Source organism: Rhodococcus sp. P4_C10, from assembly GCF_056402135.1.
This window is the reverse complement of sequence record NZ_JBFUHZ010000013.1, coordinates 19,600-33,879: the sequence shown is the minus strand read 5'-3', so window position 1 is coordinate 33,879 and position 14,280 is coordinate 19,600. Positions and strand designations below refer to the sequence as shown.

Below are 14,280 nucleotides of genomic sequence, written 5' to 3'. Positions count from 1 at the left end.
GACCCTCCCGACAGACGCATCCTGCCGCACAACGTCATGAGCAAGGCCGTTCGGGCGGCTCCCGCCTGCGCAGCGAGGACCGTCACCCCACCCTCGTCGATGTCGAGGTCCAGCGGACCGAATACGTGCCCCCACGGCCCGTGAAGCTCAATCGCCCTCGCGCACACGAGCGACCCGGGATCCCGTTCCCTGAAGTCCTCGTGTTCCGCCATCGCTGTTTCGACCAACTCACACCCCGCTCCTGCGCCGGCCATCGGATCGACGGCACGCGCGTTCGGCACTGACTTCGTGTTCGATACAGGTGACTCGGCGGACCGGGTCAGATTGCGTTCTTGACGATTTCGCCGTTCTTCACGATCACCGACAGGTTCTTGCCCGGGTCCCCGATCAGGCTGAGGTCCTCCATCGGATTGCCGTCGACCAGCAGGACGTCCGCCCACGCGCCCTCTGCGATAACCCCGAGCGGGGCCTCCCGGTAGGGGTCACGTTCACCTGCTAGCCGGAACAGTTCGGCGTTGCCGGACGTCAGCATCCGCAGCGCGTCGGCATTGCTGTAGTAGTCACCGAGTCGGGCCGCCATCTCGCTCTGCCTCGGGGCGATCTGGGGTTCGAGGAGTAGATCGGTTCCCCAGGCAACCTTCACCCCATGCTTTTTCGCCCAGCCGTACACGTTCTCGACACCGGTGCAGATCTCGCGATCCTTCCCGGCACGATTGGCGTCCGGATAGTGGTGGTCGCCGAGCGCGAACGGTTGCATGGACAGCCAGATGTCCCGCTCAGCCAAAAGCGCAATGGTCGGTTCGTCCGCGAGGTGGCCGTGCTCGATGGACCTGACACCGGCCTGGATCGCTCGGCGAATGCCGGTGACGTTGTAGACGTGGGTGGCGACGTAGGTCCCGTAGTCGGTGGCCGCGTTCACCGCCGCGCGCAACTCGCTGTCAGTGAACTGGACCGTGTACAGCGGGTCGTACATCGAGGCGGCCCCGCCTCCGACCATCACCTTGATCTGAGACGCGCCCTTCTTCAGCTGCTCGCGAACCGACGCCAGCACCTGCGCCTCCCCGTCCGCGACCCGCATAAATCCGATCTGCTCGGCACGCGACTCCTCGCCGCCCAGCGCAGTCGGCGCTTCGTAGACGAAGCCGAAGTCACCGTGTCCGCTGGTCTGCGAAATCGCGGCCTGGGACGGGTAGATCCGCGGGCCCGGAAACAGTCCACGATCGATTGCCGACTTGATGCTGGCCGTATCGCCGGCCATGTCCCGGACCGCGGTGAAACCGCGCAACAGCATGTTCTTTGCTTCGGCGAGACCATTGATCGCGATGTGACTCTCCGAGCCCGTCACCATGTCGACGTACGAGTTCGCGTTGCCCACCAGGTGTACGTGGGCGTCACACATACCTGGCATCAGCACCCTGCCGCCGCCGTCGATCACCTGCGTCTCTCTGCCCGGTTCCTCACCCACCGGGGATTCCGACACCGCAGCAACTCGGTCGCCATCAATCAGGACATCCCCGGCAACGAGCCGGTCGGACGTGCCGTCGAACACACGTACATCACGAAAAACAATCCGCCGCTTGGCTTTCGATGAAGTCGTCATACCAGCGAAGGGTAAGCGGACAGCAAAGGGGAATGTCTCAACAAGGATCGAGAGCAAAGAACAGTTATCTATTCGAGATTGAACACATCCCCGATGCGTAAAGGGGAGTTTTACGCTTAACACTAAACCGACCATCAGGAACTCGACGAGCCGCGTTGACGTCCGGCGCCAACACTGTGATTCCCCTCGTGCGACAGTGCGCCAGGCAGATCGCGGCGGCGACGTCGAGCGCGGCACCGACCAGCCAGGCGCCGCAGGGAGGGATCACGATGGGTACCCAGAGGCAAGCATGGCGCGGACTCACTCCCGCGAGCATCGCCGGCTCCGGCCAGGACATGCACGTCACCTGCGTCCTCGACATCGACGGCGTGGTGTTGAAGCGATCGTGCGCGACCGCACCGGATTCCGGTACCGCGGACGCGCTCGCGCAGCAGGCCGCGGCCGCGTTCATCCCGGGGCCGGAGAGCGCACGATGACGCGGCCCGACCACTCCAGGGCGATGACCGCGGCTACCCAGGTCGACGTGCAGGTCGTCCAGCTCGCGCCGTCGGTGCTGATCCGCCGGGCGATCGCCCACTACAACGGGCGTCTGGCGCTGGGGAAGCGGCCCGCCGAGGTCACCTCGAGCGAGGCGTTCCTCGAGCGGCTGTGCGTGAACTGGCTGCGGCACACGGGATCGAACTACGACGCCCACCGGAACGGCGTCCGTGCCAGCGGGTGACAACAGCTGTCCGACCGTGCGGGCACGGTCATCAAGCAGCGGGTGCTGGTCGAGATCGCCCAGGTCTACCCGTGGCTGTCCGATGAAGCGCGCCGGCGGTACAACGAGCTCGAGCATCCGCCCTGCCGCTGATCGCTCTGCCCGCACCGGAAGACGGGAATCCTGGGTCGCAGTCGCGGCGCGAACCTGAATGCCGTGGCCATCCGGGTGATCACGAGCAGCTTGCGACGTGCTCGTTCGACGGTCGCCCGGGGTGCGAACTACTACTGCGTAGGAGCTATTGCGGGCGGATGATCGGGACCGGTGAGTCGTGGCTGACCAGTGCGACCGCGACCTTGTGCTCGGCCGCGAGTTGGCAGAACACCGCGGTGGCGCGCTCGGCCAGCGCCCAGCTGAAGCAGGCGTAGATCATCGTTGATCCGATGCTGTGGCTGGTGAGGCCTCCCTCGAAGATTGGATCGGCGGCGAGCTTCTCGTAGCTGGGACCGTCGAGGTCGTCGAGTGGCGGGAAGACCTCAACGAGCGTGCGGAAGAAGGCCTGTAGTTCTGGTGTGGTCACCGCGACGTCGCGGTAGTTGTGCTCCTCGGCCCATTCGGTCTGCGCGTCGTACCAGTTGAGGAAGTCGCTGTCCGTCGTGGCGGCAGGGTCGAAGGCGACGATGTCGTAGCTCACGCGCGGAAACGCTACCGGCCGCGCCGTTCTCCCCGGCCTGCGACCGCGGCGGCGAGGGGTGCGCGGTCGGCGCCGCCGAGCAGTACCCGGTGCTACGGGCCGCCGGAATCAGCCCGGACCGGTGACAGGTCGGAGGGGGGTGTTCACCAACGGCGGTTCGTTCAGGGCTGCATGCGGATTGGATAGGTTGACCAGTCGGTAGTAACACCGAAGGACGGCTCCAGATCACACAAATCTGGAGGAGTTCCAGCCTTCCTGCGGTATTGGCGAGGCAAACTGGAGCATGTCCTCCTCGCCTATGTTTTCACTCGCCGGCAGAACTGCGCAGCCCAAGCCGGATCGGTCGCGTGGAGTGCGCGAGCTGACGCACGGTCTTAGTCGGTGACAGTCACGTCCCGCCTGTCCGACGCCGAGTCCGCTGAACGCTAGTTGAGGCCTGCGTAGGAGTGCAGGCCCGAGACGACGAAGTTGATGGCGAACATGTTGAACAGTGTGGTGGCGAGGGCCGCGACGTTGATCCACGATGCGCGAAGGTTCCCCCATCCGCTGGTAGCTCGGGCGTGCAGGTAGGCGGCGTAGAGCACCCACGCGATGAAGGAGACGGTTTCCTTCGGGTCCCAGCCCCAGAAGCGTCCCCATGCGGCTTCGGCCCAGATCGCGCCACAGATGACCCCGATTGTGTACAGCGGGAAGCCGACGATGGTGGTGCGGTAGGCGACCCGGTCGAGTAGTTCCGCGGAGGGAAGTCGGTCGGCGACCCACGCCAGTGTTCCGCGGGATCGCTTGTGTCCGTGGACGGCGACGACGTGGAGCAGGCTCGCTGTGCTGGCGAAGGTGAGGATCCCGCACGCGGACACGATGACTACCACCGGCTGGGACAAATCGAACGGGTCACCAGGATCCTTGTCGGGCACACAGGAAGTTCACAGCGAACGTACAGCCTGTAGTCAGGGGCCGTGCCGATCATGGGTGGGGTGAATGCTACCAAGGCAGAGGCCCGAGTCTTGATCGTTGATGATGAACCGACCATCGTCGAACTGTTGTCGACGAGCCTACGGTTTCAGCGCTTCGAGGTGGAGATCGCCGCCAACGGACACGAGGGGCTCGACCGCGTGCGCGCGTTCCGACCAGACGCGCTGATCGTCGACGTGACGATGCCGGGCATGGATGGCTTCGGCATGCTGCGTCGGCTGCGCGAAGACGGGGTGGACGCCCCTGTGCTGTTACTGACTGCACGCGACGGCGTCGACGACAAGATCACTGGCCTCACACTCGGCGCCGACGACTACGTGACCAAGCCGTTCAGCCTGGAGGAGGTCGTCGCGCGGCTGCGGGCGATCCTGCGCCGGGCCTCGCGCGACGAACCGGCCGAGTCCGGGCGGATCCGGTTCGCCGACCTCGAGCTCGACGACGAGACACATGAGGTGTTGAAGGCGGGGGAGCCAGTTACGTTGTCCCCCACCGAGTTCACCCTGCTGCGGTACTTCATGGTCAATGCCGGCGTGGTGCTGAGTAAGCCGCGGATTCTCGATCACGTATGGCACTACGACTTCGGCGGCGAGGTGGGCGTGGTCGAGTCGTACGTGTCGTACCTGCGCCGCAAGGTCGACACCGGGGAGAAACGGTTGATCCACACGTTGCGCGGGGTCGGCTACGTCATGCGCGAGCCGAGGTAGGCGTGGTGGGTCGCCGGGTCCGTCAGATCCCACTGCGGTTCACGCTGGTTGCCACGCTCGTGCTGCTCGCGGGTCTCGGGTTGTTCGCGTCGGGTGTGGCGGTAACCTCGTCGCTCGAGAACTCGCTGGTCACTCGCACCGACGCGATGCTGCGCGAAGCGGCTCACGGTTGGGCCAAGCCCGAGGCGCTGCCGATGCTGCCACCGATGCCGCAGCCTCCGCCATCGCTGCCCGCGCCCGGGCCCGGCCGGCCGCCGACCCAGTTCTTCGTCCTCGCCCAGGCCCCCGCCGGCCAGACCCAGTTGGTCATCAACGACGACTTCAAACAACCGGATCTGCCGCAGGACCTGGGTTCGGAGCCGGTCACGGTCGGCTCGGTCGGTGACCCAGGGCAGCGCTGGCGAGTGCTGGCCACATCCTCGCCGATGGGCAAGGTGACGGTTGCGGTGAGCCTGTCCGACGTCGATGACACCGTGCAGCGACTGGTGATCCTCCAGGTCGTGATCGGGGCCGTGGTGCTGCTGATCCTGGGGGTGCTCGGCTATTTCGTCGTGCGGCGGAGCCTGCGTCCACTCATCGAGGTCGAGCACACGGCCGCAGCTATCGCGGCGGGCGACCTGGACCGCCGGGTTCCCGACCGGAGCACCGGAACCGAGGTGGGGCGGCTGTCGGCCGCTCTCAACGGGATGCTGGCGCAGATCCAAACTGCGTTCGCGGCCACCGAGGCGTCGGAGGAGTCGGCCCGCCGGTCGGAGGAGAGGATGCGCCGGTTCGTCGCCGACGCCAGTCACGAGTTACGCACCCCGCTGACCACCATCCGCGGGTTCGCCGAGCTGTACCGGCAGGGCGCGATGACCGATACCGAGCTGGTGATGGCACGGATCGAAGGGCAGGCCGCCCGGATGGGCCTGCTGGTCGAGGATCTGCTGATGCTCGCACGCCTCGACGCCGAGCGCCCGATCGAGCGGGCCCCGGTAGATCTGCTCGCAGCGGCCTCGGACGCGGTCCACGACGCGCGGGCCGTGGCCCCCGGACGGCGGATCGGCCTCGAAGTGCTCGGCGGCCCGGGGCTGGCCGAGGTCCTCGGTGACGAGGCGCGGCTGCGTCAGGTGCTCGGCAACCTGGTCGGCAACGCCCTGACCCACACACCGGAGGCCGCCGAAGTAATGGTGCGGGTCGGTACCGAGGGTTCGAGCGCGGTACTCGAGGTCGCCGACACCGGGCCCGGCCTGACCCCGGAAGCCGCAGAGCGGGTGTTCGAGCGGTTCTACCGGGTCGATGCCTCGCGAAACCGGAGCAGCGGCGGTAGCGGGCTGGGCCTGTCCATCGTGGCGGCGCTGGTGTCAGCGCACGGTGGCACCGTCACCGTGGAGTCCGCCGAGGGCGAGGGCGCGGTGTTCCGGGTGCTACTGCCGCGGATCGAGCGGCAGGTCTGAGCGCACAGTCCGGGATAGTAGGCCCGGCACCCGCTCGCGCCGCCCGATCGTGGCCGGCGCCTCCGTTGAGGTACTCCTACGTCGCGTTTACTTCGAGAGCTGAAGTCTCCCAGGCTAATCGCCGGCCTACGTGCAGGTGCGGCATCTCGCGGCGGCGATGACGATTGTGCTCAACACCGACGCCAAGCGCACGCCTACGGCGAGTAGTGCACAGCAAGTTGCCAGCCGCGGTCCAGGGCCATCGCAGGTTCGCCCAGAACCATTGCGATCATGACGATGAACTCGCATGTCCGCCACAGAGATCGGCCGCCGCCCGACAGTGCGGTGACAGTGACGCTGGACGTGGTGATCCCGGTGTACAACGAGGAACGCGACCTCGAGCGCTGCGTGCGGCGGCTGCGTCAGCATCTCGACGCGTCGGTTCCGTACCCGAGCCGAATAACCGTCGCGGACAACGCGAGCACCGACTCGACTCTCGCGGTCGCGCGGCGGCTCGCCGCCGAGTTCGACGGGGTTCGCGTGGTGCATCTCGACGAGAAGGGTCGCGGCCGGGCTCTGAGCGCGGTGTGGGGCGGATCGGACGCGCAGGTTGTCGCGTACATGGACGTGGACCTGTCCACCGACCTCAATGCGTTGCTGCCGCTGGTGGCGCCGCTGCTGTCCGGGCACTCGGACCTCGCGATCGGATCGAGGCTCTCCCGCTCGTCGCGGGTGGTGCGCGGGCCCAAACGCGAGGTGATCTCCCGTTGCTACAACCTCATCCTGCGCGGCGCCCTGCGGGCGAGGTTCACCGACGCCCAGTGCGGTTTCAAGGCGATCCGCACGGACGTCGCGCGCCGGCTGCTGCCGCTGGTGCAGGACACCGGCTGGTTCTTCGACACCGAACTGCTGGTCCTGGCCGAGCGGGTGGGTCTGCGGATCCACGAGGTGCCAGTGGACTGGGTCGACGACCCCGACAGTTCCGTCGACCTCGTCGCGACCGCGCTCGCCGACCTCAGGGGGGTGGTGCGGGTGGGGCGGGCGCTGGCCACCGGCGCCCTGCCGGTCGCCGCGTTGCGGGAGGGGCTCGGTCGGGAGCCGCTGGTGCCGGGGGTGCCGCGCGGGATGGTCGGGCAACTGGCGCGGTTCGCGGTCGTCGGGGTCGCCTCGACCGTCGCCTACGCGCTGCTCTACCTGGCACTGCATCCCGTGATCGGCGCCCAGGCGGCGAATCTTGTCGCGCTGCTCGTCACCGCGGTGCTCAACACCGCCGCCAACCGGGCGTTCACCTTCGGGGTGCGCGGCCGGTCGGATGCCGCCAAACACCAGGCCCAGGGCCTCGCGGTCTTCGCGTTCGGGTTGCTGCTCACCAGTGGATCCCTGTTCGCCCTGCACCGCTGGCTGCCCGACGCCTCCAAACACCTCGAACTCGCGGTGCTCGTCGCCGCGAACCTCGTCGCCACCGTCACCCGGTTCGTCGCGCTGCGCTGGGTGTTCCGCAATCACCATGAAGGAGTCACGCCGTGACCACCACCACCGACGCCCCGCCGATCGTGACGGCGTCCCCCGATCCCGCGCCGCCGCGCCGCCTGCCGGAACCGTGGCTGCTCGCCGCGCTGCTGATCGGCACCGCCGTCGCCTACCTCTGGGGACTCGGCGCCTCCGGCTGGGCCAACTCGTTCTACTCCGCCGCGGTGCAGGCGGGTTCGGTGTCCTGGAAGGCGTTCTTCTTCGGCTCGTCCGACGCCGCGAACTCGATCACCGTGGACAAGCCGCCCGCCTCGTTGTGGGTGATGGCGCTGTCGGTGCGCGTGTTCGGCCTCAGCTCGTGGAGCATCCTCGTGCCGCAGGCGCTGATGGGAGTCGCGACCGTCGCCCTGTTGTGGGCGACGGTGCGCCGGTACTTCGGCGCCGCCGCCGGGTTGCTCGCCGGGCTCGTGCTGGCGCTCACACCGGTCGCGGTGCTGATGTTCCGGTTCAACAACCCGGACGCGTTGCTGGTGCTGCTCATGGTCGCCTCCGTCTGGGCGCTGCTGCGCGGCGTGTCCGACGGCCGGACCCGGTGGCTGGTGCTCGCGGGCGCGTTCGTCGGGCTGGGCTTCCTGACCAAGCAGCTGCAGGTGATGCTCGTGGTGCCGCCGCTCGCGCTGACCTACCTGCTGTTCGGACCGCCGAAGCTGGGCAGAAGGGTGCTGCAGCTGTTCGCCGCACTGGCCGCGATGGTCGCCGCAGCCGGCTGGTGGCTGCTGACCGTGGAGCTGTGGCCCGCCGACTCCCGGCCGTGGATCGGCGGCTCGCAGAACAACTCGATCCTCGAACTCACCCTCGGATACAACGGGTTGGGCCGGCTCAACGGCAACGAACCCGGCAGCGTCAGGCCTGAGATGGGACCGGGCGCGGACCCCGCCGGGATGCCGCCGTTCGTCGAACTGCCGGGCGGTGGCCCCGGCGGGATGGGGGGGAGCACCCGAATTACCCGGATGTTCGACTTTCAGCAGGGTGGTCAGATCTCCTGGCTGATACCCGCCGCGCTCATCCTCGGCGTGCTCGGAATTGTGTTGTGTGGCAGGAGTGCCCGCGTTGATCCCCGACGGGCTGCCTTCGTGCTGTTCGGGACCTGGCTGGTCGTCACCGGTCTGGTGTTCAGCTTCATGGCCGGGATCTTCCACTCGTACTACACAATCGCGCTGGCCCCGCAGGTCGGCGCTCTGGTCGGCGCGGGCGCGGTGCTGGCCTGGCGCCGGCGCGCCGACTGGCGGGTCCGCGTCGTGCTGGCGGGCACCCTTGCCACGACCGCCATACTGTCGTGGGAGCTGCTTGGTCGAAGCTCGTCCTTCCTGCCGTGGCTGCGCTGGGTCGTGCTGGTGGTCGGCGCCCTCGCGGCAGTGGCACTGTTGTGGCCGCGCCTGAGCGGGCGGGTGGCAGCGGCGGCCGCGGTGGCGGCCGTGTTCACCGGGCTGGCGGGCCCGGCCGCGTACGCGGCAGACACCATCAGTACCCCGCACGGGGGCGCGCTGCCCACCGCAGGGCCGAGCGCCGGCTTCGGCCTGCCGTTCGGGATGGGCGAATACGCCGGGGCGGGCTGGATGATCGTCCACGACGGCAAGGCGATGATGGGCCCGCCGCCCGCCGCCCCCGGGACCCCGGGCACTGTGACTGCGCCGTACGGCCCCGCCGGGAACCAACCCGGCGGCCCCGCCGGGAACCGGCCAGAGGGGCCGGAACAGATGAATGGGGGCGGCCCCGGCGGCGGGTTGCTGAACGGCAGCGAGCCCAGCGCTGAGATGACCGGGCTGCTCGAACAAGACGCAGACCGGTACACCTGGGTGGCCGCGACCATCCTCTCGAACAGCGCCGCCGGCTACCAGCTGGCCACCGGCCGCCCCGTGATGCCGATCGGCGGGTTCAACGGCAGCGATCCGTCGCCGACCCTCGAGCAGTTCCAGCAGTACGTGACCGATGGCCGGATCCACTACTTCATCGGCGACAGCATGGAGATGGGTGGGATGGGTCCCGGCGCCGGCGGTACGGGCGCACAGATCGCCGAGTGGGTGAAGCAGAACTTCGCGTCGATCACCGTCGACGGGATGCCGATGTACGACCTGACCGCGCTCCTGGCCGGCGCCGGGACGTAGTGCGTGGACACACGGACCTGGCGAGCAACCGCAGCTGTGGTGCTGTGCCACTGTGCAAGTAGTCGCGGAGCCGCTGGAAGTAGTCGGCCGGGCTAAGGCCGAACTCCACCAGGATGTCGCCCGCCGAACCTCCTCCCCAGTGCCGCCACTTCAGGGTGAATGCGAGGAGGTGGTCGTTATCGGTCATCATTCCTCCCGAAGAGGGCGTCTGTCAGTGTTGTTGTGCAGCTGACGGATTGTCGATTCCATGCTCGGTTCAGGTCAGCAATCGTGTCCGCGACTTTCGGACCCGTTTTCGGACAGGTGAATCGGGACGCCCGAAGCCTGCCGGGCGGCCCGATTCGGGCTCGCGCGTCGGGGTCACGCGAGCCGGTCATGGAAGGCCGTTCGGACTGGCGCGTCAGATAGTGGCGGCCGCGTACCCGCGGGCTTCCGCGACCTCGGCCGACAAGAGCCTGCCGTCGTGGGTGCTCAGGCCCTGGTCGAGCCGCAAATGGTACCGGTCGCTTCTTCCCAGCCCCGATCGGCGAGTGCGACGACATACGGGAGGGTCGCGTTATCGTGGTCCTGACCTCCGCTGCGTCGTTCGATGATCGAGCTTCCGACGGCGACCATCAGAACACCGGCCAACAGAAATACGCCCGAGAGGTACAGGGCATTGGCAGGGCGCGCGGGTGTGGATGGAATGGAGGAGCTGGAGCTTGGACGTGGGAGGGGTGTTCACCAATGACGGAGCATGTTGGGCTGCATGCGGATTGGATAGGTCTACCGGTCGGTAATCACACTTAAGGAGGGCTCCGGATCACACAAATCTGGAAAAGTTCCAGTTGTTGTCAGTCCGGGTGCGCCCGGGTCCGGTATAGGCCAGCTCTCCCGGATTGAGATGCAGGAGGGGATTCCGGGACGCCTGCGCCGGCCTCTGGTCGAGGTTGGATTTGCTACCAGAAGTGAGATGGCCGTCCGCCTTGGCGTTCGTCAAACAGGACGCACGTTGAGGCCGCGAATCCGGGGCGTGCACGGGTGGAACCGCTACTGGTATGCGAGGCGGAGTACCGCGAGCATACTGGCGGAGCCTTCGTCATCCGAGCTGGAAGGGACTGCGCGACAAGGTGCCCGGCGAGGTCAAAGTGCCATGACCGGGGCATGCCCGGGGCGTCCATGGTCAGCCGACGCTCGCATAGAAGGGCTCGAGTCCCGTCAGTAAATCGTCGATCAACGCGGCAACAGCGTCCACCTCGTTCAGGTGGACCACCTTCCGCGTCGTCGTCGGCTTGTCGAGCTTGTAGGTGAGTTCGGTGTAGGGATGCTTCGACATCCCCATGTAGACGCAGTACGGCCGATCTTCGATCCGGGTGTAGGTGACGTCGATGAAGAGCTTCCCACGAGTCGCCGAGAAGACCAGTTCCACGTCGTGGTGCGCAGCTTCTGTTTCAGTCAGATTGTTGACGACAACCGTCCAACTGGAGAGCCGGAGAGGAATCAGGTCCTTGTTGAGTGGGTTGAGGAACCGGGGGAGCAGGCCATAGATGGCCTCGATGTCGTGGCCGGCTGCGATCGTCGTGTGGACACTCCTGTCTTCGTCGTACATCCATCGGCCCAACGATCTCGACAGCAGAATCTGCTCGAGCGAGTAGCCGATGGCTGCGTTCTCATAGGAGAGGGAAACCGTCTCGCCGGTGATGCTGTTCACCGCGGTGAACAGCACGGTGTCATCGAACGGCACGTCCTGTGCGTTGTAGTGCTCGTCGACGAACGCATTGGAGTCGACACTCCACCCGCCGTCGACCTGGATCCCTCTTGTCCTGCTGATCTTCGTCACCGAGCTCCCTTGAGTCCGTACTGCGTCCGCGAGCGTAGCGGCGCCCGGCGCTCTCCACGGCTGCATCGACGGTCCCACGCCTAGGGCATGCGGCGGGCGGCCTGCTCAGCGATCGTCATACAGGACGCCAGATTCACGACTGATCGTTGCGATGACGGATCAGCCCGCAACGGAAAGTCAGGGAAGGCTTGCAAACCCTGGGCCGTCTCAGGATGTAGGTCGATCACGGTCTCATTTTCGTTGTTGTCCCAGGCGCTCGTCTCAGATGTTCGCGTCAGGCACCACTGTGCAAGAGAAAACAGCAGTAGCAGGGCATGCTGCTCGCACCATCGGATGATCCGGACCCTCGACTCAACACTCATGCAGACGGAAGCTATCCGCGGAAGCGCCGAATGTCGGCTGGTGCATCCGACGGAGCCACCAAGCATGAACAGCAACATCAGGCCGTAGGCAGCCGATGCCCTCGTGCGGGCCGAGGTTGGCGCCGAACATTCTCTTGCCCTCTTCGGGTGCGGACGCAGCCGCCAGGTACTCGCTGCGGTCAGCACGGAGGCTATTGGCTGCCTGGGGCCAACTCGACGGGCATGAGAAGTGAAACCCTATCGGGGAAGCGTGGATTGCGGATTGCCAGCGGGGCGGTGTTCTGTGATCGATTGGTGTCGTGACCGTTAGATGATGAGGGCTTGAGGCGGCCTCGACCACGTCGTCGGATACCGCCGCGAGCTGGTCGCCTTGAATGTCCTGGCACCTACCCGAAGGGGGTGCTTACGTCCGTTCGATCCCCTCGAAGATGTGCAGCACGTTCAGAGCATGGGTGGTTGGATCGGTCGGCTGATCACCGATACCGCGCGTAGTCGGTTGGGTGGTGACGGCATCCCATAGTGAGTTCGTGTTGCCTTCGGCGAGGGTGAGGAGGGTGTCGCGGACGAAAGTGTCGCGGGTGGCTTGCTCTGCGCTTTGGTCTGGGCGTTGTTGTCCGACGATGCCGTACATCTCGGTGCCGTGCACCGCGTGGGCGCCCTCAGCGGAGCCAACGCTCAGTCGGTATGCGGTGCCGCCGGCCGCAGCATAGGCGAGCGCTGCGCGGTTGGCTGGAAGGGTGAAGCAATAGTCGGTGTACAGCGCCCCGCGAACATGGGCGGGGGTGCGTCCGTCGGTTTCGTATTCCGCAACGATGGCACGGGCGCGACTGTGTGCGGTCGCAGCCGGTCGGCCAACGGCCGGGATTCGTCGTCGACCTCGAACAGGGACGGCGGTTGCCCGGTCATGACCGCCCGCTCGTTCGATGCTCGCCCGCGAGCTCGTAGGAGCCGTGCACCAGGTCCTCGATGAACGCGGCAGTGATTCCTGCGCCCGGGGCGACGGAGATCCAGTGGCGTTTGTCGAGGTAGTGCCCCGCCGTGATTGTGTCGTGGTCGCGGCGTAACGCCTCACCGTGATGCGGGTCGACCTTCACGGTGACGATCTGCAAGTCAGGATCGTCGTCGGTGACGATGAGGAACACCTTGTCGCGCACCTTCCATACGTCCAGGTGCGGGGTGAACGGACGCCCGTGGCTCACGTCGTCGAGCGATGCCGCTGTGTCGCGGGCGATTTGCTGCAGCCGCGCCCCGGAAAATGTCACCGGTTGTTCCGTCCGAACGTGGCAGGGTCGACCGGCCGCTTCGCGTGCGGGAGGTTCTCCACGACGAGCAGATACGAATCCGTGACCAGGTCATCGATCAGCTGTGTCTGCAGCTCTCCCGAGGGGTGCAGCGTGATCCAGTGCTTCTTGTTCATGTGGTACCCGGGAGTGATGTCGTCGTGCTGTTCCTGGAGCGCTTTGCTGTCCTCCGGGCCGGTCTTCAAGATCACGATCGGCTCACCGGTCACATCCGTCATCAGCATGAAGACCTTGTCCCGCACCTTGAATACCTCCCAGTCGGGTCCGAACGGATGCTCCAGAACGGCGCCGGGAAGCTCGTCAACTCGTGCCCGAGCGCGCTCCTGCAGTTTGTCGCCGTTCATGCAATCTCCCTCATCCTGGGCTACCGTGAAGCTTAATGCGTACGAGTGTACGCACTTGGTCTGACACTGGAGAAGATGTGCGCCGAGGGAAACCGAACGACCCGGCACGACGGTCCCGCATTCTGCAGGCGACGCTCGATGTGATCAGGGCTGATGGAATGCACGCGGCGTCGTATCGGCGTATCGCCTCGCACGCCGGGGTGCCGTTGGGGTCGATGACCTACTACTTCCCCAGCCTCGAGGGCCTCATCGTGAGCGCCCTCGACACGACCCGCGGCGAACTTGAGCCCCGCTACGCAGCCCCACTTCGTGACGCCCGCACCAGCGCAGACGTCGTCGACGCGCTCGTCGCCGCGACGATCGGTGCGACGAGCCCAAGCCTCGTCGACATTCGCCTCTACGAGGAGATACGCCACTACGGCGCCCGCAACCAGAAGGTGGAAGATGTCCTCCGCGCTGTCGAGGCGGAGTCACTCGCAATGCTTCACCGCGTACTCCCGGATCGCACAGCCCTTGCCGTCAATGCCCTGCTATGGGGCTGGTGGAGTCACCGCGTCGTGCACCCGGACAGTGCGCTCGACGAAGAGACCGTGCGCCAGGCCTACGAAGCTCTCGTCGCACTTCCCGCCGCCGATCACCCATTCCACAAGAATGAGCAGAACCATGCCTGACACGATGCGTGCGACTCACCGGTCCCGTCGACATCGACGGCCTCAGCGTCAGCGACGTGCCGA

The 14,280-nt window shown here is 66.5% G+C and carries 13 protein-coding genes and 2 pseudogenes; 7 read left to right on the top strand and 8 right to left on the bottom strand.

What is annotated here, in order from left to right:
- Window positions 1-319: 319 nt before the first annotated feature.
- On the bottom strand, window positions 320-1,600 hold the full coding sequence (locus tag AC1DWC_RS11520) for a metal-dependent hydrolase family protein (protein ID WP_477908140.1): 1,281 nt from the start codon (window positions 1,598-1,600) through the stop codon (window positions 320-322).
- A gap of 269 nt (window positions 1,601-1,869) precedes the next feature.
- On the opposite strand from AC1DWC_RS11520, the gene AC1DWC_RS11515 reads away from it, so the two are divergent.
- Together AC1DWC_RS11515 and AC1DWC_RS11510 are read left to right on the top strand one after the other, a co-directional pair.
- Window positions 1,870-2,076 (top strand): hypothetical protein, encoded by a 207-nt coding sequence (locus AC1DWC_RS11515; protein ID WP_477908138.1) that lies wholly within the window; start codon window positions 1,870-1,872, stop codon window positions 2,074-2,076.
- Window positions 2,077-2,099: 23 nt separating this feature from the next.
- Complete coding sequence (locus AC1DWC_RS11510) at window positions 2,100-2,321, top strand: hypothetical protein (RefSeq protein WP_477908136.1); 222 nt, start codon at window positions 2,100-2,102, stop codon at window positions 2,319-2,321.
- A 277-nt stretch (window positions 2,322-2,598) separates the two neighbouring features.
- On the opposite strand, the gene AC1DWC_RS11505 is transcribed toward AC1DWC_RS11510, so the two are convergent.
- Together AC1DWC_RS11505 and ccsA are read right to left on the bottom strand one after the other, a co-directional pair.
- Window positions 2,599-2,994: a hypothetical protein gene (locus tag AC1DWC_RS11505; RefSeq protein WP_477908134.1), complete on the bottom strand. Its 396-nt coding sequence runs from the start codon at window positions 2,992-2,994 to the stop codon at window positions 2,599-2,601.
- Window positions 2,995-3,419: 425 nt separating this feature from the next.
- Window positions 3,420-3,863: pseudogene (ccsA, locus tag AC1DWC_RS11500) on the bottom strand (cytochrome c biogenesis protein CcsA); the annotation flags it as partial.
- A 96-nt stretch (window positions 3,864-3,959) separates the two neighbouring features.
- Here ccsA and AC1DWC_RS11495 point away from each other — a divergent pair.
- From AC1DWC_RS11495 to AC1DWC_RS11480, 4 genes are all read left to right on the top strand, one after another.
- Complete coding sequence (locus tag AC1DWC_RS11495; protein ID WP_477908202.1) at window positions 3,960-4,670, top strand: response regulator transcription factor; 711 nt, start codon at window positions 3,960-3,962, stop codon at window positions 4,668-4,670.
- Window positions 4,671-4,696: 26 nt separating this feature from the next.
- Window positions 4,697-6,106, top strand: coding sequence for a sensor histidine kinase (locus tag AC1DWC_RS11490; protein ID WP_477908200.1), 1,410 nt, complete (start codon window positions 4,697-4,699; stop codon window positions 6,104-6,106).
- 270 nt (window positions 6,107-6,376) lie between these two features.
- A complete protein-coding gene (locus AC1DWC_RS11485; protein WP_477908132.1) occupies window positions 6,377-7,612 on the top strand; it encodes a bifunctional glycosyltransferase family 2/GtrA family protein in 1,236 nt (411 codons plus the stop codon).
- Window positions 7,609-9,720, top strand: coding sequence for a glycosyltransferase family 39 protein (locus AC1DWC_RS11480; protein WP_477908130.1), 2,112 nt, complete (start codon window positions 7,609-7,611; stop codon window positions 9,718-9,720). Before AC1DWC_RS11485 ends, AC1DWC_RS11480 begins: the two co-directional genes overlap by 4 nt.
- Before the next feature lie 400 nt (window positions 9,721-10,120).
- Here the strand turns inward: AC1DWC_RS11480 and AC1DWC_RS11475 are convergent.
- From AC1DWC_RS11475 to AC1DWC_RS11455, 5 genes and pseudogenes are all read right to left on the bottom strand, one after another.
- Window positions 10,121-10,278: pseudogene (locus tag AC1DWC_RS11475) on the bottom strand (alanine dehydrogenase); the annotation flags it as partial.
- Between the two features lie 604 nt (window positions 10,279-10,882).
- On the bottom strand, window positions 10,883-11,539 hold the full coding sequence (locus tag AC1DWC_RS11470) for a hypothetical protein (protein WP_477908128.1): 657 nt from the start codon (window positions 11,537-11,539) through the stop codon (window positions 10,883-10,885).
- 765 nt (window positions 11,540-12,304) lie between these two features.
- Complete coding sequence (locus AC1DWC_RS11465) at window positions 12,305-12,547, bottom strand: hypothetical protein (RefSeq protein ID WP_477908126.1); 243 nt, start codon at window positions 12,545-12,547, stop codon at window positions 12,305-12,307.
- 256 nt (window positions 12,548-12,803) lie between these two features.
- Complete coding sequence (locus tag AC1DWC_RS11460; RefSeq protein WP_477908124.1) at window positions 12,804-13,163, bottom strand: MmcQ/YjbR family DNA-binding protein; 360 nt, start codon at window positions 13,161-13,163, stop codon at window positions 12,804-12,806.
- Complete coding sequence (locus AC1DWC_RS11455; RefSeq protein ID WP_477908122.1) at window positions 13,160-13,546, bottom strand: MmcQ/YjbR family DNA-binding protein; 387 nt, start codon at window positions 13,544-13,546, stop codon at window positions 13,160-13,162. The genes AC1DWC_RS11460 and AC1DWC_RS11455 overlap by 4 nt, the downstream gene beginning before the upstream one ends.
- A 35-nt stretch (window positions 13,547-13,581) precedes the next feature.
- Between AC1DWC_RS11455 and AC1DWC_RS11450 the strand changes: the two genes are divergently transcribed.
- The gene (locus AC1DWC_RS11450) at window positions 13,582-14,217 is read left to right on the top strand and encodes a TetR/AcrR family transcriptional regulator (protein ID WP_477908120.1); all 636 of its coding nucleotides are present in this window, start codon (window positions 13,582-13,584) and stop codon (window positions 14,215-14,217) included.
- The last annotated feature ends 63 nt before the right edge of the window (window positions 14,218-14,280 follow it).